This is a genomic window from Giesbergeria sp. (assembly GCF_028686475.1).
In the GTDB taxonomy this organism is placed as follows: Bacteria; Pseudomonadota; Gammaproteobacteria; order Burkholderiales; family Burkholderiaceae_C; genus Simplicispira.
In genome coordinates this window covers 123780-145685 of the sequence record NZ_JAQUCA010000002.1, presented here as the reverse complement: position 1 = coordinate 145685, position 21906 = coordinate 123780, and the positions used below count along the sequence as shown (strand labels likewise).

General features: G+C 56.3%; 17 protein-coding genes, 1 pseudogene and 1 CRISPR repeat array. Of the genes and pseudogenes, 5 read left to right on the top strand and 13 right to left on the bottom strand.

The window, feature by feature from the left end; genetic code table 11:
• Positions 1-63 precede the first annotated feature (63 nt).
• The gene (gene guaA, locus PHX60_RS02025; protein ID WP_300073965.1) at positions 64-1683 is read left to right on the top strand and encodes a glutamine-hydrolyzing GMP synthase; all 1620 of its coding nucleotides are present in this window, start codon (positions 64-66) and stop codon (positions 1681-1683) included.
• Positions 1684-1797: 114 nt separating this feature from the next.
• A CRISPR array of direct repeats spans positions 1798-3209; the repeat unit is 28 nt; unit sequence TTTCTAAGCTGCCTGTGCGGCAGAAAAC.
• 129 nt (positions 3210-3338) lie between these two features.
• Here the strand turns inward: guaA and cas6f are convergent.
• The 4 genes from cas6f to csy1 are packed head-to-tail and all read right to left on the bottom strand — an operon-like array spanning position 3339 to position 7432.
• Positions 3339-3917: a type I-F CRISPR-associated endoribonuclease Cas6/Csy4 gene (gene cas6f / locus PHX60_RS02020; protein ID WP_300073963.1), complete on the bottom strand. Its 579-nt coding sequence runs from the start codon at positions 3915-3917 to the stop codon at positions 3339-3341.
• A gap of 4 nt (positions 3918-3921) precedes the next feature.
• Positions 3922-4950 (bottom strand): type I-F CRISPR-associated protein Csy3, encoded by a 1029-nt coding sequence (gene csy3 / locus PHX60_RS02015; protein WP_300073960.1) that lies wholly within the window; start codon positions 4948-4950, stop codon positions 3922-3924.
• Positions 4951-5006: 56 nt separating this feature from the next.
• Positions 5007-6059 carry a type I-F CRISPR-associated protein Csy2 gene (csy2, locus tag PHX60_RS02010; RefSeq protein WP_300073957.1) on the bottom strand — a complete coding sequence of 351 codons (1053 nt, stop codon included), beginning with the start codon at positions 6057-6059 and terminating at the stop codon, positions 5007-5009.
• Positions 6056-7432, bottom strand: a complete 1377-nt coding sequence (csy1, locus tag PHX60_RS02005) for a type I-F CRISPR-associated protein Csy1 (RefSeq protein ID WP_300073955.1) — start codon at positions 7430-7432, stop codon at positions 6056-6058. Before csy1 ends, csy2 begins: the two co-directional genes overlap by 4 nt.
• A gap of 230 nt (positions 7433-7662) precedes the next feature.
• Here csy1 and PHX60_RS02000 point away from each other — a divergent pair, with 230 nt between their 5' ends.
• Together PHX60_RS02000 and PHX60_RS01995 are read left to right on the top strand one after the other, a co-directional pair.
• A complete protein-coding gene (locus PHX60_RS02000) occupies positions 7663-7905 on the top strand; it encodes a type II toxin-antitoxin system RelE/ParE family toxin (protein WP_300074226.1) in 243 nt (80 codons plus the stop codon).
• A 35-nt stretch (positions 7906-7940) separates the two neighbouring features.
• Positions 7941-8252: a HigA family addiction module antitoxin gene (locus tag PHX60_RS01995; protein WP_300073952.1), complete on the top strand. Its 312-nt coding sequence runs from the start codon at positions 7941-7943 to the stop codon at positions 8250-8252.
• 6 nt (positions 8253-8258) lie between these two features.
• On the opposite strand, the gene cas3f is transcribed toward PHX60_RS01995, so the two are convergent.
• The 8 genes and pseudogenes from cas3f to msrA all read right to left on the bottom strand — a co-directional run bounded on the left by cas3f (position 8259) and on the right by msrA (position 18737).
• Complete coding sequence (gene cas3f, locus PHX60_RS01990; RefSeq protein WP_300073949.1) at positions 8259-11732, bottom strand: type I-F CRISPR-associated helicase Cas3f; 3474 nt, start codon at positions 11730-11732, stop codon at positions 8259-8261.
• Positions 11729-12760 carry a type I-F CRISPR-associated endonuclease Cas1f gene (gene cas1f / locus PHX60_RS01985; protein ID WP_300073946.1) on the bottom strand — a complete coding sequence of 344 codons (1032 nt, stop codon included), beginning with the start codon at positions 12758-12760 and terminating at the stop codon, positions 11729-11731. The genes cas3f and cas1f overlap by 4 nt, the downstream gene beginning before the upstream one ends.
• A gap of 115 nt (positions 12761-12875) precedes the next feature.
• A complete protein-coding gene (locus PHX60_RS01980) occupies positions 12876-15008 on the bottom strand; it encodes a TonB-dependent receptor (protein ID WP_300073944.1) in 2133 nt (710 codons plus the stop codon).
• A gap of 164 nt (positions 15009-15172) precedes the next feature.
• The gene (locus tag PHX60_RS01975; protein ID WP_300073941.1) at positions 15173-15595 is read right to left on the bottom strand and encodes a hypothetical protein; all 423 of its coding nucleotides are present in this window, start codon (positions 15593-15595) and stop codon (positions 15173-15175) included.
• A 12-nt stretch (positions 15596-15607) separates the two neighbouring features.
• Complete coding sequence (locus PHX60_RS01970; protein ID WP_300073938.1) at positions 15608-15859, bottom strand: hypothetical protein; 252 nt, start codon at positions 15857-15859, stop codon at positions 15608-15610.
• Between the two features lie 124 nt (positions 15860-15983).
• Positions 15984-17843, bottom strand: a pseudogene (locus PHX60_RS01965) (biotin carboxylase N-terminal domain-containing protein).
• Positions 17844-18064: 221 nt separating this feature from the next.
• On the bottom strand, positions 18065-18202 hold the full coding sequence (locus PHX60_RS01960) for a DUF2256 domain-containing protein (RefSeq protein WP_300073934.1): 138 nt from the start codon (positions 18200-18202) through the stop codon (positions 18065-18067).
• Positions 18189-18737 (bottom strand): peptide-methionine (S)-S-oxide reductase MsrA, encoded by a 549-nt coding sequence (gene msrA, locus PHX60_RS01955; protein ID WP_300073931.1) that lies wholly within the window; start codon positions 18735-18737, stop codon positions 18189-18191. The genes PHX60_RS01960 and msrA overlap by 14 nt, the downstream gene beginning before the upstream one ends.
• Positions 18738-18891: 154 nt before the next feature.
• Between msrA and PHX60_RS01950 the strand changes: the two genes are divergently transcribed.
• Both PHX60_RS01950 and PHX60_RS01945 read left to right on the top strand, forming a co-directional pair.
• Positions 18892-19605, top strand: a complete 714-nt coding sequence (locus PHX60_RS01950) for a protein-L-isoaspartate O-methyltransferase (protein ID WP_300074223.1) — start codon at positions 18892-18894, stop codon at positions 19603-19605.
• 10 nt (positions 19606-19615) lie between these two features.
• Positions 19616-20956 (top strand): TolC family outer membrane protein, encoded by a 1341-nt coding sequence (locus PHX60_RS01945; protein ID WP_300073928.1) that lies wholly within the window; start codon positions 19616-19618, stop codon positions 20954-20956.
• On the opposite strand, the gene PHX60_RS01940 is transcribed toward PHX60_RS01945, so the two are convergent.
• Positions 20930-21817 carry a LysR family transcriptional regulator gene (locus tag PHX60_RS01940; protein ID WP_300073925.1) on the bottom strand — a complete coding sequence of 296 codons (888 nt, stop codon included), beginning with the start codon at positions 21815-21817 and terminating at the stop codon, positions 20930-20932. The genes PHX60_RS01945 and PHX60_RS01940 overlap by 27 nt on opposite strands.
• Positions 21818-21906: the final 89 nt, after the last annotated feature.

Here is a 21906-nt window from a genome sequence, read left to right as displayed (position 1 = left end):
TTTTTCTGTATTGACAGGCCCGAACCCAGCCAGTGGTGTTCGGGCCTTTTTCTTTTTATCGCCATGCAACATTCCAAAATCCTCATCCTTGACTTCGGTTCCCAAGTCACGCAGTTAATTGCCCGCCGGGTGCGCGAAGCCCATGTGTTCTGCGAAGTGCATCCTTGCGATGTCTCGGACGACTGGGTGCGCGCCTATGCCCAAGACGGCACGCTCAAGGGCGTGATTTTGTCCGGCAGCCATGCCAGCGTATATGAAGACAGCACTGACCGCGCCCCACAGGCCGTATTTGACCTGGGCGTGCCGGTGCTGGGCATTTGCTACGGTATGCAAACCATGGCGCAACAATTGGGCGGAAAGGTAGAAAGCGGCCACACACGCGAGTTTGGCTATGCTGAAGTGCGCGCCCACGGCCATACCGCCTTGCTGAAGGATATTGCCGACTTCACCACGCCCGAAGGCCACGGGATGCTCAAGGTCTGGATGAGCCACGGCGACAAGGTAACGCAACTGCCGCCCGGCTTTGAAGTGATGGCCAGCACCCCGAGCTGCCCGATTGCCGGTATGGCCGACGAGGCGCGCAAATACTATGCGGTGCAGTTCCACCCCGAAGTCACGCACACCGTGCAAGGCCAAGCCCTGCTCAATCGCTTTGTGCTGGATATTTGCCAAGCCCGCCCGGATTGGATTATGGGCGACTACATCGCCGAAGCGGTGCAAAAAATCCGTGAACAGGTGGGCGATGAAGAGGTGATTTTGGGCCTGTCGGGTGGCGTTGATTCGTCCGTGGCGGCCGCGCTGATTCACCGTGCCATTGGCGACCAGCTTACCTGTGTGTTTGTCGATCATGGGCTGCTGCGCCTGAACGAGGGCGACATGGTGATGGAGATGTTTGCAGGCAAATTGCACGCCAAGGTGATTCGGGTCGATGCGTCCGAGCTGTTCTTGGGCAAGCTGGCTGGGGTTTCTGACCCAGAGCAAAAACGCAAAATCATTGGTGGTTTGTTTGTCGATGTGTTTAAGGCAGAAGCCGCTAAACTCAAAGCCGGTGATGGCGGGCACAAGGGGGCGACTTTCTTAGCCCAAGGCACGATTTATCCCGATGTGATTGAGTCTGGCGGCGCTAAGAGCAAAAAGGCTGTCACCATCAAGAGCCACCACAACGTCGGTGGTCTACCTGAGCAATTGGGCTTGAAATTATTAGAGCCGCTGCGCGATTTGTTCAAAGACGAAGTGCGTGAACTGGGCGTGGCTTTGGGCCTGCCGCGCAATATGGTCTATCGCCACCCCTTCCCCGGCCCCGGTTTAGGCGTGCGTATTTTGGGCGAAGTGAAGAAGGAGTATGCCGATTTACTGCGCCGTGCGGATGCCATCTTCATTGAAGAATTGGGCAATTTTGTCGATGAAGCCTGCGGCAAGAGTTGGTACGACCTGACTAGCCAAGCCTTTACGGTATTTTTACCGGTGAAAAGCGTGGGCGTGATGGGTGATGGCCGCACCTACGACTACGTGGTCGCGCTGCGTGCGGTGCAAACTTCTGACTTCATGACCGCTGATTGGGCCGAACTGCCCTATGCGCTGCTCAAGAAGGTCTCTGGCCGCATCATCAATGAGGTACGCGGCATCAACCGTGTGACCTATGATGTGTCGAGCAAGCCTCCAGCCACCATTGAGTGGGAGTGATTCTGCAATAGGAACTGACAGGAACTATCAGGCACAAAAGCCACGTAAGCCAGCGTCATTGCTGGCTTTTTTCGTTTTTGGTCTAGCACTGCCTGGCACTGCCAAGGCGCAAGTTTCCTAAGCTGCCTGTGCGGCAGAAAACTGATGGCCCTTACATTAAATGTCAGTAGCTAATTTCTAAGCTGCCTGTGCGGCAGAAAACATGCTTGCAGCTACTTCGTGAAGGAGTGCAGTTTTCTAAGCTGCCTGTGCGGTAGAAAACCAGTCACAGGGGTAGTAGCGTTATCAGTCACATTTCTAAGCTGCCTGTGCGGCAGAAAACATCTGCCCCTTCAGTATTGCTGCCCTTGCCCCTTTCTAAGCTGCCTGTGCGGCAGAAAACAATCTGGCGCTGATGTAGTCGGCTTTCTGGCATTTTCTAAGCTGCCTGTGCGGCAGAAAACGTCACAGGCCCATTGAAGGATGGCCGCAAAGTTTTCTAAGCTGCCTGTGCGGCAGAAAACGGGTGCCATCATTCAAGCGCCCTGCCTGGACATTTCTAAGCTGCCTGTGCGGCAGAAAACTCCCGCTTGACCTCAAACCGTGCGCCGGGGCGTTTCTAAGCTGCCTGTGCGGCAGAAAACTGGCAAGTGCTTTTTTGCAGCACTGCCACCAATTTCTAAGCTGCCTGTGCGGCAGAAAACGAACGCCGTGGCGATGGCCGATGATGTGTTCCGTTTCTAAGCTGCCTGTGCGGCAGAAAACGGGTAGCTACGGCAATGTGGGCTTGGGGGGTATTTCTAAGCTGCCTGTGCGGCAGAAAACGTGCATCGGCTTTTTGTTGACGGCATCTTGCAGTTTCTAAGCTGCCTGTGCGGCAGAAAACTTGGCGATTAGTGCGGCGCAAGATTACACAATTTTCTAAGCTGCCTGTGCGGCAGAAAACGACCGCGCCATGTCCGAAGCCTTCAAACCGATTTTCTAAGCTGCCTGTGCGGCAGAAAACATGTAAAAACTAGCAAGGCGCGGGCAGATAGATTTCTAAGCTGCCTGTGCGGCAGAAAACACGCAATCTCAGACAGAAGCCACTTGTCCATGTTTTCTAAGCTGCCTGTGCGGCAGAAAACGCGCGCTGGCTACTGCGCGAGCGCTTTATTGATTTCTAAGCTGCCTGTGCGGCAGAAAACCAGTTTTCCGGGGTCAAAGGCTTTGGCTTGCTTTTCTAAGCTGCCTGTGCGGCAGAAAACTATGCACTACAACGACACCAAAGACTGCGCTTTTTCTAAGCTGCCTGTGCGGCAGAAAACTGGAATCCATGCGCGTCAACAAACCCATTGTTTTTCTAAGCTGCCTGTGCGGCAGAAAACACGGCTGGCACGGCGGGTGCTGGCACACTGATTTTCTAAGCTGCCTGTGCGGCAGAAAACGGAACGGAAAAGAGGAACTGAAAAAGAACGGATTTCTAAGCTGCCTGTGCGGCAGAAAACCGGCATACCAAGCGTCTAAATCCCGACCGAGATTTCTAAGCTGCCTGTGCGGCAGAAAACTGGCCGAAATTTCGGCCAAGTGTCGGTTTTTAAAGGACATTGTACCCTAAAAGAGCTACCTCCCCTTTTCTACGCCTCTGACGCAAGTCATTGATTTGTATAAGAACTGAGGGCGGCCCTAAAAAAGGGTCAGAACCACGGGATGCTATCACCACTGGCTTGGCCCAAGCCGTAAGCATTGAAGCCCCGGCCAGTGCTGGGCAGGGCTTGCAGTGGCCCTTGCTCAATCCAGAGGTAGAATGATTGCCCATTGCTGCTGCTACGCAGTTGCACATAGGGCAAACGCGGTGGGCGGCGCTCCATACTATCTGGAATGGCTGCGATGGCCTGTTCAACTGTCTCACCTTTGCGCTGCATACGGCGGCGGCGTAACCTTTCAACACTGGTTTTAAACTGCTGCCGCTGGACAATGCGGTGCGGTGCTTGGGCAGGTGCAGGGGCCAAACTAGCCACTGTTACATGGTCGCGCATCCCCTTGAGCCAATCGGTGGCCATCAATTGCTCTAATGGGGCTATTTCACCATGCAAACGCAAAACTTGCCCTAAAGTTTGTGGCTTTAACTGGTATTGCGGAAAACTTACCCCAATGGCCGAGGTTTGTAATTGCACCAAGGCCCGATGCAGTTTGGCATAGAGCGCCCGCCAAAGATGGGCTTGGCTAAACTCTGGGTCAGGCAGCAGGGTTAAATCAATGTAATGGGTGGTCATAGCATCAACTTGCATCGCCAAACACGCCACCCCGAATCAGCACCGCCATGACGAAATGCTGCTGTTCTACGGTAGGCACTTTGTCATTGAGCAACCAATTGTCGAGCAAGGTATAAAAATCTTGCTTTTGCTTGGGTTGACGATAGGCTTTGCCCTGTGTGGTGACAGAGCCGTAGGGTTCCACAGCAATCGGCCCCAATTGCTCAGCTCCTTCATACCAGTTGTCGATGGTACGAATGGCATTGCCAATTTTTTGTGAATGAATGGCGGCGATTTCATGGCCTTTCTCGCCAATGTGGTACAGGGTTTTACTTTTACCCGCGCTGCCCTTGTCCAAAATGAGTTCTTGCGATGGAAACACTTCTTGGCCTGCTCCCAGACGAACAAAGGCAGTAATTTGCAGCAAAACATGTGCTGTACCAGCCAAGCCAGCAGCCAGCAGTGCTGCTAAGGCTTGAAGGTCTTGATGGCTGGTGTCGAGTGCGCGCAAAGGATGTGCCAGTGCATCAAACACCCAAGTTGTTTCTGCTTTGCCATTTTTCAGCTGGCTTACCTGCACTTGTACGCTTTCTGCTCCGACACGGTTGCGCCATAAAAAGCGGCCATTGGCTAAATTGGCTGCATAACGCTGGGCCAAAGCAGTAAAACCGTGGCTGGCTACATAGGTTTGGACGGTTTGGGCCAATTTGGCTTGGTATTCGGCACTGTTGCAGGCCGATGGCGTACCAGCACCTGCTAAAACCCGCAGAGTAAATTGCACTTTTAACGTGTCTGCATCGGCAGGCAAGGCGGCTACATCCACGGTTTGCAAGTTGGGATTTTCGATGGCAGCGTCGAGTTTGGCTGGGTCTTGGTCTTTGGTTTTGAGCCGGTTGGAGATGGTGCCGCGCACAGATTTGGTGCGTACCTGCACCGCAGCCCACGATGCAGCCGCGTCACGCTCGTCCCAGCAGCCTGCATGAAACACAGCATCAGAAGGGTCAAGTTTGCGCTCAAAAGCCAAGACGGAGGCAGTTTTTAGGGAATTCGACATGGTGGTTCAGTCCTTTTGCAACACGAGGGAGAAGGGGAATGGCGGGAAGAAGGATGTCAGTAGGGGTAGTCATCGTCGTCGCTGTCTTCAGCGTCCGACAGTGCGGCATCGGGGGACTTGTAAGCATTGCGGCAGCGGTACAAACCTTGGGCTTCGTCGGTGTGTGCCTGCCAGAGTAATTGCTCTAAGTGTGTGAGTCGGTGCGGACTGAGCCATTCACCCAAAGAATAGACGGCCTCGACAAAGCGCACGGGCACACGGGCATCGCGGGCATTGGCCACCACACCAGGGGGATGGCGCTCCGACAAGGCGGCGTAACCCACGGGAATCGGCACAATCCAACCGCTGCCGGGGCCGCGTTGCGGGTCGGCCCATGTCACCTTTTTCTCGGAGGTGTCTGGCTCTGGCTGTGCGGGTTGGTAGTTAAAGCGGCTGGCGTGTAGCCAAGCATCGAGCAAAGTGGCTTGAGGTTGTTGTTTTTGCAGTTCAGCCAAACGTTCGACCAGTAAATCATCGCGTGCCACCAAGGCAAATCCGGGCAGCCACTGCCGTCGCCAGTGTCGCCATTGCTGTTCACGCTGGGCGGCATCGTCTGGTAACACCGCCAGCCAAGGGCGTAGCCGTCGGCCAGGGGCAGCACGCCCCGGCAGTAAGCTGCCCCCGGCAACGCGCATCTGCGACAAAATTTGCCCCGCTGCATCGGCCCATTGCTGCATGGCTTCTTCGCTGCCTTGTACCAAGGTGGGCACTGCGCTACTGGGTGTGTTTTCTGACACGGTAAACACCAGTGTGATATCCAGATGGATACGGCCTTCTTCCACAATCGCGGCGGTGCTGCCATCTTTATCGATGGGGTTGCGCGTCAGGTGGAAGGTATGCACAAAACCGGGGGCCACTTGCTCCTGATGCTGGTGGCAGATGATGCCCACTTGGTGCAAATGCAGCGGGATGTTGGATTGGGCCAGTTGGCGCTCTAACGCCCACATCAGGCCGGTAAAGGCGGTGATGGATGGAAAACCATGCGTCAGTGGGCTGGAAATGGCATTGGCGTTTTGCACGCGCAGGTGCGGAAATACCAAAATAGCTTGGGGAATAGATGACAAGCTCATAGCGTTGCTCCGGGTTCTGGCATGGCTTGTTTATCCAGCCGCTGGCGTAACTCGCGCAGTTGTTGCTTAAAGCCATCTTCATCGACCAACAAGGCTTTTTGCCATTGTTGGGCCTCGGCATCACCCACGGGCAGTTGGTTTTTTAGCGCATGGTTGAGCCAGTTGGCAAAACGTTTACCCACCTCGGCAGGCCAATCCATTTTTAACCATTCTTGGGCGAAATCAGTTTCTGCTGGTAGTTGGGCGCGTAGCGGGTCGAGCCAAAGTTGTTCTGCACGATTCAACTCTTTGAAGCGGTCTTCGGTGTCCACACTTTGGCTTGTCCAACCTGCGGGCATGGTTTGTACCAACTCGCCTGATAGAGAAACCATTTCGTCAATCAGGGTGTCGATGTAGGCGGCGCGGCGCTGGCGGGTTTGCTGATTCGGCTCTGGGTCAGAGGCTAGAAACTGGCGCAACTGGCGTAGCGTTTTGCGTACTTCGGGCCGGGCCGAGAAAAGACGTTCAAACACCGAATGGCTGTGTACGGGCAGCCGAGCAGCACTGGCCCTCCATGTGGGAGGCAACGAGGCCAAGAGGTAATTGTTACCGCCGCGTTCACTATTAAGTTGGCTGATATTTTGCGGCTTCGTTCCGCCCATTTTTTGCACCGCCAAATTGGGGTAATGGTGAAAAACCCCTGTATTGGCTTTGTGTGCGTAGTAGGCTTGCCGGGCGGCCTTGTTGGCCTCGCCAAAGCGGTGTTCTTGGATGTGCGCGTGGACGACATGGGCCAGTGAGGTAGGAAACAGCGGAGCCAGTAACTCATAATGGCTATCCACACATGGGTCGCTATCAGTAAGCCAGTACAACTGCTTGGCCAGTGGATGCGAGCTGGGGCCACCTGTGCGCGGCTGCGTGAGTGCGGCAAAAGCATCGCGTAAAGTTTGAGCCTGCACTGGGTCATCATGCAGTGCTTGCATAGCCGCTTCGTCTTCGGCCAACAAAGCAGCCAGCAAACTACAGCCGTTTAACTCTAGCCGCAAAAACTTGTACACATCTAAGGCGGCCGCATTACCTACTACATCACCTGCAAAAGTGGTTCCTAGCGCGTGGCTGCCTAGCACTTCCAATTTGGGTAACTGGTTTGGCTCCACATAGAGATTAGTACCTCGGGCATCAGGGTGTATGGGTTTGAGGGCATGGGTGACGGCTTGGATTTGTCCCACCCGTTTGGCTGCGTTCTCAATCCATGCGCCATACTGGTGTTGCGCTAATAGTTCTAGGCGTTTTGCATCGTCATCCTTGAGCTTGTCGAGTTTGGCATCCAGCCTCTCTTGGATGAAGGTTGCAATAACTCCATGCCAGAGCAAACGGCGTTCGGTGAGGGGCATATCGGGTTCCTCGGTTGTTCTGGAATAGCAGCTTAATCTAATCCATGATACTTGAGGTTGTTTGTTACAATGCGATACATACTACTGCTGTAGAAGCAGCTTAGAAAATGATGCTTGAGAGCATCGTTGCTCTTTTTTCTGCCGCATAGGCAGTGTACTTATTACCGGTAAACGGTATAAAATTTCCCTGCATGACCATACTTTCTTTCAAATGTTAGGAAACGCAACGCCTGTTCGCCAGTGGAAGAACCCGCCAATTTGCCAACATCCAGACCGTAGCAGAACGCAAGTTGGCACAACTGGATGCCGCAACCACACTGGAGTTTCTGCGTAGCCCTCCGGGCAACCGGTTGGAAAGGCTGGCCGGAGACCGCCAAGGCCAGCACAGTATTCGCATCAATGAACAATGGCGGGTGTGTTTTGTTTGGACAGAACAAGGGGTTGCTGATGTGGAAATCGTGGACTACCACTGAAGCCCTTTCCTTGGCTGCTGCATAGGAGTTGCAACATGATAAAAAACGGTATGCGCCCGGTACACCCTGGCGAAGTCTTGCGCGAGGACTATCTCAAGCCGATGAACATGAGCGCCAATGCGCTGGCCCGGCATTTGCATGTGCCGGCCTCGCGTATCAACGACATCGTGTTAGAGCGGCGTGGTGTCAGCGCCGATACGGCCTTGCGCTTGAGTCGCTTCTTTGGTGGCGATGCACAATCGTGGCTGAATTTGCAAACGGCCTACGATTTACGCTCGGCAGAGTTAAATCAAACCCTGCAAACGGCCATGCAGGCGGTGCATCCGATGCAGTTGCACCCTGCCTAAACAGGCTTATTTTGCCCGGCTAAATCCCAGCAGCTCATGCCAGCGCCAGCCTTGCTGCTGGTCTGGCAGGCTTGCTGTGGCGTAGCGTTCAGCACATTTCCGCAGTGTCCAATCCTTGCTTTGGGCAAGGTGGGTTAATTCATCGAGTAAATCCACTCGAATCCACGGCGTGATGCTGGTTTTTGCCACCAGCGGTATGCGATGCAACTGGCTTTCTACTGTCGGATACAACTTATCGCCACGCCGCTGTCCATCTACCACGCGGTGCAAAGACAGGCGCTCTTCGTCGTCGTCAGGCAACCAAACCACATCAACCCTTGGTGCCGGGTCATCACGAAAACGTTGGTACTGTGGCAATAGCCCAGTCAACCACAGCCTTTCATGGCTGGCCCAATACAGGCTGGCGGCACGTTTTACCGGTGTGGCAGCTGCTTGGTCTGCGCTACGGGGCAGCATGGCATCGTGCATCCGGGCGTGTTCTAAGTCCACCAAGTTTTTAGTGGGTTGTAATTTACCGGCGCTAATGCGGGGGCGTGCATCTATCGGCCAATCTGTAGCCCCTTGGGTTTGGCGCAGCAGCAGTTCTTGCAAGGAATGGGATTGCAGATGGAAGTAGTACGCTGCATCGGTTTTTGCGTTGACTTTTTCTGTCTCAAATCCTGGTTTGCAAAATGCAGCCTTGCCCGGTTGCTCCTCATAGGCCCGTAGATTGCTATCGAGCAGCAGCAGGTTGGCCTTGTCCACCGCGCCAGCACGGTGGCGGCGCACTCGGCCTGCCAGTTGGATGAAGGAGCGCATCGAAGAGGGTTCTACCACCGCCCAGTCATAGTCATGGTCGCGGCCTACTTCGGTTACGGGGCTACCTAAGACGATAAACAGTTGGTCTTTTTCTGGATGTGCATCTATCAAGGCTCGTATGGCAGGCTGTTGAAGGATGGGGTCAGGGCTACCAGTGCTTGAGCGGCGGTTGAGTAGGGTATCAAGTTGGTGTTCGATGCTGGAGCGCGCCAGCAAGGGAAATTGCGAGTGATAGACGCACAGATGCACATGCACCCCGGCCACTGAGATGCCTTGTTGGTACATAGCCAAGGCCACGTCAAACAGCGGTTCGATGTTGGGCATCCGAATCAGCCCCACGCTGATACGCTTGCCACTGGCAGGGTCTAGGCTGTGGTTTTGTGGCTGCTGGTGCAACTGCCACGCACATTGCAACAAAAACCGGGCAAAGTCGGTGCGCCGGAATGTTTTGTCCATGTCATTCCACTCTGGGGGCAAGGGCACAATTTGGGCACGGCGGCGTACCTCAGTGTTGCCCAATTGCGTCGTGCGCTTTTGCACATACGCTGCATGGGCGGCTTGGAAAGTGGCACGGTCTGGGCAATCCAAAACCGTTTGGTGAAATTCATCTACCCACAAACAGCAAATTTGGGGTACTTCGCTCGGGCGCTCACTGCGGTGCTGCTGGAACACCGTGCGCCCCGCTTGGTAAGCCAAAAATAGCCCTTCTACCAACGCCGGTGGCAAGGTGGCCGAGGACAACAGCACCCGCGCCCCCAATAGCCCGGCCCAATGCACCAAGCGCGTGAGTGCGGGCAGGTCGGCCATGTCAAAATCGTCTGGCTCGTCCAGCACCAAATCACCCGTCATGAGGCGCAACATGGGGGCAATTTGGCGGCCTCCGCGCAGGCTTTCGGTGGCGGGCGTGAGGTGATCGACCGTACACACCAACAGGGGGGCGGCAATCAAAGAGCGTACCTTGGCATCGTTGCTCAGGCGCTCTAGCAGGGGATGGCGGTCATTGCCCTCAAACAGCACTTGTCCGCCTTCATCCAACAGGGCTTGGCTAGAGGCAGACCCGGTGGCCTCGGCTTGGGCCTCCCAATACTCAAACAGGGCACGACTGGCGGCACCGCCCACTTGGATGGCCAACTGATCTTCGCCCAAACCTAAATCATGCTGAAACACTCGCCCAGTCTGCAAGGTCAGGGTACGCAAGCCAATAGCAAAGGCGCAGCGCAAGCCCAGCTCGGGATGGGCCAAAGCGTTCATAATGCGGGCATTGCCCAGCGTTTTGCCACAGCCGGTAGAGGCCATATTGACAATAAACGCTCCTTGCGATGCACTGCGCTGGCGCACGCTGGCGGCTATATCAGCGGCTTTGTCTTGCCATTGAAAACGGGCATCAGCACTGCGTTTTCTCAGGCCACGGTGGTTTTGTAAGGCGGGCAAACTGCGTACCAGCGAGGGCAAGGAATGCGCTACCAATGAGGCATGGGCCTGCACGCCCAGCAGATGCTCATCCAGTGTTTGATTGAACACAGAGGCACCAGCAGGATTTTTGCTGGTGTTGGCATACAGGGGATAGCTGGGGTTACGGTAGGGTTTGCGCTGCTCTTCAGCGTTGATGCTGGAGTAATGGTGATCGGCCAGCATCAAGCACAGGCGCGAGACGTGCATGGCAAAGGGGTCATGCAGTGCTGTGATGTGGGTGGGTAATTGCGACAACGCCAGCAATTTTTGGGCATAGCGTGCCGCCTGTTTGCGCCAAGGCAACATCACCACCGGCAGCCCGTGCGGAAAAGTCCAATAGGCGCGTACCGTGGAATCGTGGCTGGCTTCGTGTGGTTCATTCCAATCGGCATTGATGCGCTGCAACAGAGCTTGCAAGGTCAGAAGGTTGACCGAGCTAGGGTGCGCCCCAAAGCGGCAGTATTTGTTTTGTGGCTGGTCGATGTCTTCGTCACTGCTGCCATTGGCTTTTGCTACTGGCAGGCAAGGCAGGCGGTGGTGGGTCAAAATCAGCCACGCTACGGCTTGCGCCAACGGTGGTAACACCGCAAATGGCAGACGGCCTTCGGCCTGTGGGGTATCTAGGCCATCGCGCAGCAAGCGTCCTTTTTGGTGGTCTAACCACAAGGCTTCAAAGGCTGAAGCATCAAGCGCTGCATTGCCACAAGCGGCCAAGCGTTGTAGCCAGCCCGCATCATCATCGTTGCCCACAAAAGCCTGAAACAAGCGCACCGAAACCCATTCATGCCGATAAAGGTTGCGTTCACGCAGGCCGGGTTGGCGCAAGCGGTCTTGAAAAGCCTGCGTGGCTTTGCCCAAGTCATGCAGCAAAGCAGCCAAGGCGCTCAAGGCCGTCAGCAACGGTAGATGGTGCCAAGTATTTTCATCGTTGGCCCGCAACACATCGTTGGCAGTGGTGTTGGTAGGTACTGCACCTTCGGTATTGAACTGGCGGCCATCGCCCACTACCCAGAGCAGTTCGCTGTGGTCTTTGCCATGTATCCAGTGGCAGGCCACGGCGGTGTTTTTACGCGCCGTTTGGCGCAAAAGTTTGCGTACAGTGTCTAGCCCAGCTTGGGTGATGGGGGTTTGCCAAGTTCTATCGCCCCGGCGCTCGGCAAACTGGTCTAGGATGCGGCGGGTTTCGGTCAGCGCCCGTTTGCTGCATTGTGAAATAAACAGCACATTCATGGGGTGTCTCCGGTCGTACTGGTCGAGGTTGCAGTGTGTTGGGCCAGTCGTGCGGTGTCGTTTGCAATCTGCTGGAGCGATTCGATGATGAAGTCTAGCGCTTCGGTGCGGGTCAGGGCTTCAATGCAATGGCGGCGGAAGGACTGCTCATCATCACCACGCATGGCCGAGAGAAACGCTTGCGGCAGGATGACAGCATCTTTCACCAAATCGGCGGCATCAAAAACCAAGCCACCCCGACGCGTTTTGCCATGCAGTACGGCTAAACCATGTGGCAACCCGAGTACCCAAGTGGCGGTTGCACCCAAGCCATAGGCCAGATAATTGCCGTGGTCTAGAAAGCGGTTGGCCGGGTCGGTGCCTGTGCCACGTTTGGCGCGGGTAAAGTCGCCATAGCCTGTGGCTTGCACGGCCAGCTTAAACAGGGCTTTGGTCAGGCGGGCTTCGTCCGTAAGCAAGGCAGTAACATCGGGGGCATTGGTTATCAGCACGCGAAACTGCTGTACCAGCGTTTGCAGTTGGTTCGCATCTACGGCAAAACCGGCTTCGCGCAATGTGCGCGTGTTCCATGCAGGCAACAAACGCTCTAGCCTTAGCAGTTGCAATTGCTTGGCCGCTGCCAAGCGCAAGTCGTCCTCAAACCAAAATTTCACCCAAGACTGCAAATATGGGGTGGGGCGATATTCACTCTGGGGTAGCAGCCATGCCACTTCCACATCGACTTCATTGGCAGTGAACAAAGGCGTGCCGCCACCACCACAAAACCCTACCAACACGCCCGCCTTGGCCAGCTCACGCATGGCCGCTTGGGTGATGGAAGTACCTGTGCCCAGCAAAATGCTGGTGGTGTTGGCGATAGGAATATTCCAGTACAAGCTGCGCTTTCCCGCGTCAGTTACATATTCCACCCGGCCACCGTTGACCAAAACGCGGCAGTGTTCCAAGTAGTAAAGATTGGCCCGCTTGGAATGCAGGATGGTTTTCAGGTCGGCGGGGCGGATGTCTTCCGGTGTTGTTGGGGCTGGCATAACAGTCAAGGAGATGGCGTTGCAGGAGATTTGCTCCATTGAACGCCATTTCCATTGCCAGCACGAGGCTACTGATGCCAGCAATGTAACCAAATTTATCTGGTTTATCAGATAGTTAGAAGTCTAAGCGCACGCCCAGCGTGATATTACGTCCCATTAACGGAGCTGCATTTTTAATGAAAGAGCTGTGGGCGTAGGCCAGTCGGTCATTCAGGTTGCGCGCGCGCAGGTAGATTTTCCACGCTTGGCCGCTGCTGCTGCGGGTTTGGTAGGACAGCCCCAGATTCAACAGGCCATAGCTGGGGGTTTCGCTTTCAAAGGCAGCAATGCGGGTTTGGCGCGCCACTTGTACCCACTCGGTGTAGCCTTGCCACGCTTGCCACTGACCATCCAAGCGCAGGCCCACCCGGTCGGCTGGAATACGCGGCAGTTTGCCGCCGCCATCCAAACGGGCGCGCACCACATCACCAAATAAACTGATGCTAAAGTCTCGGCCCAGGCGCTGTTGCACGCGCCCTTCCAAGCCGGTAAAACGTGCGTCTTGTTGCTGGTATTGCAGCAGTTGCAGGCCATCCAATTCCTCTAGCGTGCGGCCATAGATATAGTTTTTGACCCGGTTATGGAACAAACTGATGTCAAACGTGGTGTCGCCAGCAGTTTTGCGTAACCCGAGGTCGATATTTTGCGCGGTTTCGCTGTGCAACTGGGCGTTGCCGAGTTCGTAGGTGCTGGTGGCGAGGTGCAGGCCCCGGGCATACAACTCTTCCGCGGTGGGTAAGCGTTTAGCGTGGCTCCAAGAGGCTTGCAGTTGGTAACCGGGTTGAAATCTCCACACCGCGCCCAAGGCTGCCGAAGTGCCATCGTGGCTGGTTGCTGTGCCAGGTTGAGCGGCCAAGATGGTTTGGTGTTCGTGGCGCAAGGCGGCCTCAAAGCGCCAATTTTGCCAGCGGTATTCTTCCAACACAAACAGGCTGCGTTGGCGTGTGTCGGTGGGTTGGATGTAGGCTTCTTCGCCTTCGGCAGCAAAACGGCGCTGGCTGGTTTGTACGCCCAGCACGCCACGCCAACCAGCCACCGGCAGATGTTGCATTTCTAAGCGCATGTCATGGGCACGGTTGCTGAAAGTGGTGCTGATAGCACCGGCTTCTTTTTCGTGGTGTTGGTAATCGGTTTTACCGGCACGCAGGCGCAAATTGCTAAAACCGGGCAGGGGGTTGCGTAACTCGCCGCGCACATCCAGCCGTTCACTGCGTAAATCGACTACGGGCACACCATGTGCTGCACCATGCTCATCCTCGTGATGTTCATCTCCGTGTTCTAGCTCGGGGCCGTGGCCGCCACAGTGCAAGCTCATGCCATGTAGATGACAGCCATCGTAGCTGTGGCTGTGGCCGGGCAGGCCGTAATCGGCATTTTGGCGGCTGTAAGCCAAACCAAGGTAGCCACGCTTTCCCACCCAAGAAACACCTAAACTGGCGCTGTCGTTATCGTTAAAGCTGCCTGCCACTTTGCGCCCTCCGGCCCAACCTTGGCCCACTCGGTAGTCGTTGGCTTGGCTTTTGCTACCTTCGACGTGAATCGCTACCGCCCCAGCACCCCCAGTGAGGCTGAAAGCGCCAGCACGCTCGGCATTGGCGCTGCTGGCACGCAATTCGGCACTGCCTTCGTAGCCTTTGGCTGGAATGGCGGTGGGCACTTTGCCATCCAACACATTGACTACACCGCCGATAGCGCCACCACCGTGCGTCAGTGCGGCGGGACCACGTAGCACTTCGATTTGGGTGGCCAATAATGGCTCGGCCACCACGGCATGGTCGGGGCTGATGGTGGAGGCATCATGGATGGGGGCACCATCGGAGAGTAAACGTACACGCGGGCCATCCATGCCCCGGATGATGGGGCGACTGGCCCCAGCTCCAAAATGGCTAGAGTGGATGCCCGGCTCGCCATTGAGCGTTTCGCCCAAATTGGCTTGCCGCCGCTGGAGCAACTCGTCGCCCTCCAAAACAGTGACTGGGGTCGCCATATCGTTGCTGCTGTGTTGCAAACCACTGGCCGACACGGTAACGTCGGGCAAAGCCACTACCGGCGCAGCAGCGCTAGGCGTTTGGGCTGGTGCGTTGCTGCCCAAGCTGGCCAAGAACCAAGCGACGGCATAAGCCAGTGGTTGGCGGCGCAGAGGCTGTTGGGCAGGACGGCAGACCGATGCAGGTGCCACCAAAGGCAAGGAAGAGGAGAAAGACGACATAAAAAATCAAGAAACAACCGCGCGACGCACGCCACACGCCTGCCATCGGTCTAAGCGATGGCAGGCGGTGCAGGATTGCAGCGGAAAAAAGAAAGACTAGCCCGTGCTGCCATGCAAAGCATGCAAAAACACCGGCTGCAAAATCAATCAGGTGGGATGAAGTCTCAACCCAGAGACTTATCGGGTGGAGCGCGTGCCTGAAAGGCCGCTAAGCGTGTGGCGGCCGGGTGGCTGTATGGCCCTGCTGGGCGCAGCGTGGCCGGTGCCAGTGGAGGCAGCGGCTGTAAAGCAACTTCGGGCGTGGCCCAACTGCCTTCGTCTAATAAAAGGCAATTGGGGTCGGTAGGGCGGTGGCTGGAAAATAGCTGGTGTAAGCCACTGGCGGGATGGTCTGGATGGGCGCTGATGGTGTCATGCAGCGCCAGCGGCGGGTGAGCAGCCTGCCCGCTGTGCAAAACACGGTGTATCTGGCCCAGACTGGGGGCCAACACCAGCAGCAGCGCGCACAGCCACCACAGCGCACGGCTGGGCGCAGCCCCCAAGCAGGGCCAAGCAGGTCGATGTGGTTGCTGCCGAAAAATAGCCATGCAGAAATGGGTTTAGTGCCCGTGCTTCATGCCGCAGTATTTGCCAATCGCCAAGTTTTTGCAGGCCGCTTGCAATTCTTTCAGGCATTGTTGCTCGTCTTTGCCCGAGGCCAAGCATTGCGCTGCTGCCGTATGGGCAGCTGCCATTGCGCGGTGGCGTTCGATGTCTTGCTGTTTTTCTTGCTCAGAATGCGACTGGGCTTGCGCCAGCATGATGGGGGTCGAAAACAAAACTGCAACGCAAGAGAGCCAAACACGGCGCATGATGAAATCACCCTTCAAAAAATTTGGAAGACAACAAAGCAGCCCCAGCACTGGCGCGGCAAGGTGCCAGTGTACTGGAGCTGCTCAGGCTGCACCATTCAGGTGCATGATAGGCCGAGTGGTCTTAGGCGAATTCGACCACCAAATCTTTGGCCTCTACCGTATCACCGGATTTCACATGCACGGCCTTGATCGTGGCATCGCGCTCGGCTGTGAGTACAGTTTCCATTTTCATGGCCTCTAGGGTGATGAGTGGTGCGCCCTTGGCCACCTTTTGGCCGGGCTTCACCGCCACCGTGACCACCATGCCGGGCATGGGCGCGTTTGCTGGCACTGGTCCCGGTTTTTTCCACGCGCACGGTACGCGGTTGGCCGTTCAGTTCAAAGAAGACCTTGATCATGCCTTCTTCGTCTGGCGCTTCGGAGCGGCCAGTCTGGCGCACCACCAAGGACTTACCCCGGTCGATTTCTACCGCTACTTCTTCGTTGTCTTGCAGACCATAGAAGAAAGCCGAAGTGGGCAGCAGCGAGACATCACTGTAGTGGCGACGGTGTTCGGCATAGTCTTTGTACACCTTGGGGTACATCAGGTACGAGGCCAAATCGGTGTCGCTGATGTGGCGGCCCAGCGCTTGCTCGGCTTCGTGGCGTTTGGCCTCCAAATCGACAGCGGGCAAGAAGTTGCCCACGCGGCCTGCCAAAGGCTGCTCGCCCTTGAGTACCTTCGCCTCCAAGGCTTTGGGGAAGCCTTCGGGCGGAAAGCCCAATTCGCCCTTGAACAAGGAAATCACCGACTCGGGGAAGGCGATTTCTTTCTCTGGATGCGCCACCTCTTGCGGGGTCAAATCATTGGCCACCATAAAGATGGCCATATCCCCCACCACCTTAGAGGTGGGTGTGACTTTGACAATGTCGCCAAACAGTTGGTTTACATCGGCATAAGCGCGTGAGATTTCCGGCCAGCGGTGTTCCAAGCCCATCGCCCGGGCTTGTTCGCGCAGATTGGTGTATTGGCCGCCGGGCATGGCGTGGTTATAGACATCCGAAGTGCCGGAACGGATTTCCGGCTCAAACGGGGCGTAGGCGTGGCGCACCCCTTCCCAGTATTGCGACAGCGAGAGCAACGCAGCGCCATCCATGCCGGGGTCGCGCTCGGTGCCTTGCAGCGCGGCAGCAATAGAGCCTAAATTGGGCTGTGAGGTCAGGCCCGAGAGCGCATCCAAAGCGCCATCCACCGCATCACAACCAGCTTCTACCGCTGCCAGCACGGAGGCGGCGGCAATGCCACTGGTGTCGTGGGTGTGGAAGTGCAAGGGTAAGCCGACTTCTTCCATCACCTGCACTTCCACATGGCGGGCGCGGCGTACCAGTTTTTCTAAATACACCTCATCGTTGCCAAAGGCGCTTTGGGCTTCGCGGCGTGCCACGTCAATCGCTCCGGGCAGCTCGGCGGCAGTTTCTCTACCACGCGCATACCGCGTCCACCACCGCCCCAGCTGGCTTTGAGCATCAGCGGGTAACCCACGGCTTGGGCCATTGCTTGCGCTTTGTCAATATCGTGCGGCAAAGCGATGGTGGCGGGCACCACCGGCACGCCAGCGCGCTCGGCCAACTCGCGTGCTGCCACTTTGTTGCCCAGTTGCTTCATGACATCGCTGCTGGGGCCAATAAAGGCGATACCGGCTTGGGCGCAAGCCAAAGCGAAGTCAGGGTTTTCCGACAAGAAACCATAGCCGGGGTGAATGGCATCGACCCCTGCTTCTTTGGCAATGCGGATGATGTCGGGGATGTCCAAATAGGCTTGAATCGGCTTTTTGCCTACGCCGACCAAATACGACTCATCGGCCTTAAAGCGGTGCAAGGCGAAGCGGTCTTCATTGGCGTAGATGGCCACGGTGCGGATGCCCATCTCGGAGGCAGCGCGCAAGACGCGGATGGCGATTTCACTGCGGTTGGCCACCAGCAGGCTGCGGATTTTTTTCATATTGATTTGTCCTTGGGGATGCAAAAAGCAGCCCCCAACCGGGGGCTGTGTTCCGCAGTCAAATATGCCAGATTCTGGCCCAATACAGAAAAAATCTCGAGATTTAAGGGAAAACACCTAATCACTTAGGCCGGCTTTAGCGTCTAAAAGGTATTTATTCCTATCTTTCAAGTATGGACTGGGTAAGACTACGATAAAAATATCGAGATATTTTAAAAATCTCATGCAGAGCGGCGGCAGCGTTCGGAACAGTATTTGACCTGTTCCCAATCGCGCGCCCACTTTTTGCGCCAGACAAATGGCAAGCCGCAGTGCAGGCAAATTTTTTGCGGCAAGTCTGATTTTTTACGCATCTTCATGTCGCAGCCATTGGGCAAAGGTTTGGCGAAATTTGGCCAGTTTGGGCGTAATCACCGCCGCACAATAGCCTTGTGCGGGATGGCGGGCGTAATACTGCTGGTGGTAGTCTTCGGCGGGCCAGAATGTTTGCAAGGGGGCCACTTCGGTCACAATGGGGGCCTCCCACATGCCTTGGGCCGTGATGTCGGTTATCAACGCATGGGCCAGCGCTTCTTGCTCTGGGCTGTGCCAATAGATAGCACTGCGGTACTGTGTGCCGACATCGTGGCCTTGGCGGTTGAGGGTCGTGGGGTCGTGGGTGGCAAAGAAGATTTCTAAAATCTGCCGCAGACCCATTATTTCAGGGTCAAAAGCCAGCTGCACCACTTCGGCGTGGCCCGTAGTGCCGCTGCACACCTGCTCATAACTAGGCTGTGGGGTGTGGCCATTGGCATAGCCACTTTGTACGCGGTGGATGCCGCGTAAGCGGGTAAAGACGGCCTCGGTACACCAAAAGCAGCCGCCACCTAAAGTAATGTGTTGCAAAGTCATCATGCCTGCATTGTGGGGCGAAGCCTGTGTTTGGGTATCGGCCCCACAGAAAAACCAACTCCAGCCACGATTGCAAGCGTCGTGGTGCTACCAAGCCATGCTGGGCGGCCTAAAATCAGGGGTTGACCCCGAACTGCCCCTTGCGGAGATTTTTTCCATGAACATGCCCCTGAACACGTCTTCCATTCACACCCATGACCCGATTGAGCAAGCGCGCTACAACATGGTCGAGCAGCAAATCAGGCCGTGGAACGTGTATGACGCGGACGTGATCGAGCTGCTGCACAGCCTGCGCCGCGAAGATTTTGCCCCGCTGGCCTACCGCCATCTGGCCTTTATGGACATGGAAATCCCGCTGCACGGCACCCCTGAAGAGGGTATCCGCACCGGCCAATGTATGCTGGCCCCCAAAATCGAAGCCCGCCTGCTCAATGATTTGAAAGTCCGCAAGCACGAAAAAGTGCTAGAAATTGGTGCAGGTTCTGGCTACATGACGGCCTTGCTGGCCCGTTGCAGCGCCCAAGTGCTGGCCTTGGACATTGAACCCGACTTGGTAGCAAAAGCCCGTGCCAATTTGCAACGCGCTGGCATCAGCAATGCCACGGTGCGCCAAGGCGATGGCTCGCGCGATGCCCTGCCCGAAGGCCCATTTGACGTGATTGTGCTAAGTGGTTCCGTCTCTGAAGTACCGCAAGATTTGTTGGCCAAGCTCAAAGACCACGGCCGACTGGCCGCGATTGTGGGTGATTTTCCGGTGATGCGGATGACGATTGTGGAGCGCAAAGGCCCCCGTTTTGAGACCACCCAACCTTGGGACACCACCTCGCCACGTTTGCAAGGTTTTACCCAACCTTCCACTTTCAAATTCTGAGTTTATCGCTATGCGCTTTTTCCGCCCATTGTGGCCTCTTACTCTGGCTGTGGCCGCTGCATTTTCAGCGCCAGCACAAGCCCAAAGCCTGCGGGCCTTGGTGGAATCTGCGCGCCAATACGATGCACCTTGGCAAGCCGCCCAAGCGCAGCTAGAAGCCGCCCAGCACCGCGCAGAACAAGCCCGTGCTGGCTTGCTGCCCAGTGCGGGCTTGTCGGCGGGTGTATCGCGCACCGAAAACGGCGGCAGCCAATGGCCGCGCAATGTCGGCCTGACCAACCAAACCTTGGGCCTCAATGCCTCACAGCCCTTGTATCGGCCTGCCAACCGCATCAGCTTAGAGCAGGCACAGCGTGGGGTCGATGCCGCACAGGCACAATTGGATGCCGTGACCCAAGAGCTGTTGGTGCGCGTAAGCCAAGGCTATTTTGACGTGCTGGCTGCCCAAGACACCCTGACCTTTGTGCAAGCGCAAAAAGCAGCGGTCTCCGAGCAATTGGCGGCCGCCAAGCGCAATTTTGAAGTTGGCACCTCCACCATTACCGATACCCGCGAAGCCCAAGCCCGCTACGACTTGGTGCTGGCACAAGAAATTGCCGCCGAAAACGATTTGCGCGTCAAAAATTTGGCCTTAGAACAATTGGTAGGCCAAAGCAAGCTCCAGCCATTGCCTTTGGCCCAGCCGGTGCTGTTGCCAGAGGTGCAACCCGACAACCCACAGCACTGGGTGGCCCAAGCCGAAAGCACCCAGCCCTTGGTGCGCCAAGCCGCCATTGCCCTAGAAGTCGCCCAGCTAGAAACGCGCAAAGCCGAAACCGGCCATTTGCCCACCATAGATGCCCAAGTGGGCTACAACACCCAGCGTGCGCCCAATGGCACCCTCACTGCCCCTGGTGTGTCTAGCCGCACCCACAGCACCAGCATTAGCGTGGCCCTCAATCTGCCGCTGTTTGCTGGTTTTGCCGTGCAAAATCGGGTAAAAGAAACCTTAGCGTTAGAAACCAAAGCCCGCGCCGATTTAGACAACCTGCGCCGCACGCTGGCGCAGAATGCCCGCGCCGCTTTTTACGGTGTGCAATCAGGCTTAGGGCAAGTAAAAGCACTAGAGGCGGCTGAAGCCTCTAGCCAAAGCGCCTTAGAGGCCAACCAATTGGGTTACCAAGTCGGGGTGCGTATCAATATAGATGTGCTCAACGCCCAAAGCCAACTCTACCAAACCAAGCGCGATTTGGCGTTGGCGCGTTACAACGTACTGCTGGGCAGCCTCAAACTGCGCCAAGCCAGTGGCCATTTGGGCGATGCCGAGATTCAAGCCATTGATGCCCTATTGGCACAGCCCTCGCGCGAGTAGCTTTTGCACCAAAGGATGGTGTTGGCCCCGGCGGCCATAAATGGCATGGATTTCTTCGTGCAAATCCTCGCAGCGTCCTAGCAGCACCAAGCCGGGCATCAAGCCAATGTCGTCAGCACCCAAGCGACTGACCGGAAACACGCCCAGCCCGTGTGCTGCAAACACCGACATCAGGGCGCTGTCTTCAAACTCGCCCACGATATGCGGGCGTAGCCCTTGTTCTTCCAACCACCGATTGACGCTGGCGCGCAATACCGAGTGCGCCGTAGGCAACAAAATGGGCAGTTGTTGCAGCACCGCCGGAAACGCCAGCCCCGCACTGGCCTGCACCAAGGGGGCCGGGCCATACCAATCTACCGGAGATGAAACCATGCGTTCGCTGCTCAGGCGCAGGTTAGGGTTGGGCGGTGCTGCCTGCCCGGCCAGCACCACATCCAGATGGTGCTGGGCCAGTTCGCTTTGCAATTGCTCAAACTCGCCTTCGTGGCACAGCAGGCGCAACTGGGTGCTGGCCAATACCGGTCGGAGCAAAGTATGCGCTGCCAGTTTCGAGATGCCATCGGACAGCCCTACCGCCAAGCGCACGCTGGCACCCACAGTATCTTGCTGGCTGATGTCCTCTTCTAAACGTTGTCCCAGCTGAAAAATAGCTTCGGCACGGGCAAACACTTGCTCACCGGCTTCGGTCAATACCACGGTGCGCCCAGCGGGTTTGAGCAGTTGGCGGCCCAAGGATTTTTCTAAGGCCCGCACTTGCACGCTGATGGTTTGAATGGCCATGTCTAGCCGTTCGGCGGCACGGGCCAGGCCACCTTCTTTGGCCACCATCCAAAAATAATACAAGTGACGATAGTTGAGCATGGGCGAAGCTTCGGTTTTTTAGAAGTTAAAGTAAATTTTTATCTGGTTTATTAGAAATGATAGCGCCGGAATAATCCGCCAGCACAAAT

Excerpts from the sequence above, each read along its gene's own strand:
- guaA (WP_300073965.1), top strand. The coding sequence starts at position 64 with ATGCAACATTCCAAAATCCTCATCCTTGACTTCGGTTCCCAAGTCACG.
- cas6f (WP_300073963.1), bottom strand. The coding sequence starts at position 3,917 with ATGACCACCCATTACATTGATTTAACCCTGCTGCCTGACCCAGAGTTT.
- csy3 (WP_300073960.1), bottom strand. The coding sequence starts at position 4,950 with ATGTCGAATTCCCTAAAAACTGCCTCCGTCTTGGCTTTTGAGCGCAAA.
- csy2 (WP_300073957.1), bottom strand. The coding sequence starts at position 6,059 with ATGAGCTTGTCATCTATTCCCCAAGCTATTTTGGTATTTCCGCACCTG.
- csy1 (WP_300073955.1), bottom strand. The coding sequence starts at position 7,432 with ATGCCCCTCACCGAACGCCGTTTGCTCTGGCATGGAGTTATTGCAACC.
- PHX60_RS01995 (WP_300073952.1), top strand. The coding sequence starts at position 7,941 with ATGATAAAAAACGGTATGCGCCCGGTACACCCTGGCGAAGTCTTGCGC.
- cas3f (WP_300073949.1), bottom strand. The coding sequence starts at position 11,732 with ATGAATGTGCTGTTTATTTCACAATGCAGCAAACGGGCGCTGACCGAA.
- cas1f (WP_300073946.1), bottom strand. The coding sequence starts at position 12,760 with ATGCCAGCCCCAACAACACCGGAAGACATCCGCCCCGCCGACCTGAAA.
- PHX60_RS01980 (WP_300073944.1), bottom strand. The coding sequence starts at position 15,008 with ATGTCGTCTTTCTCCTCTTCCTTGCCTTTGGTGGCACCTGCATCGGTC.
- PHX60_RS01975 (WP_300073941.1), bottom strand. The coding sequence starts at position 15,595 with ATGGCTATTTTTCGGCAGCAACCACATCGACCTGCTTGGCCCTGCTTG.
- PHX60_RS01970 (WP_300073938.1), bottom strand. The coding sequence starts at position 15,859 with ATGCGCCGTGTTTGGCTCTCTTGCGTTGCAGTTTTGTTTTCGACCCCC.
- PHX60_RS01960 (WP_300073934.1), bottom strand. The coding sequence starts at position 18,202 with ATGAAGATGCGTAAAAAATCAGACTTGCCGCAAAAAATTTGCCTGCAC.
- msrA (WP_300073931.1), bottom strand. The coding sequence starts at position 18,737 with ATGATGACTTTGCAACACATTACTTTAGGTGGCGGCTGCTTTTGGTGT.
- PHX60_RS01950 (WP_300074223.1), top strand. The coding sequence starts at position 18,892 with ATGAACATGCCCCTGAACACGTCTTCCATTCACACCCATGACCCGATT.
- PHX60_RS01945 (WP_300073928.1), top strand. The coding sequence starts at position 19,616 with ATGCGCTTTTTCCGCCCATTGTGGCCTCTTACTCTGGCTGTGGCCGCT.
- PHX60_RS01940 (WP_300073925.1), bottom strand. The coding sequence starts at position 21,817 with ATGCTCAACTATCGTCACTTGTATTATTTTTGGATGGTGGCCAAAGAA.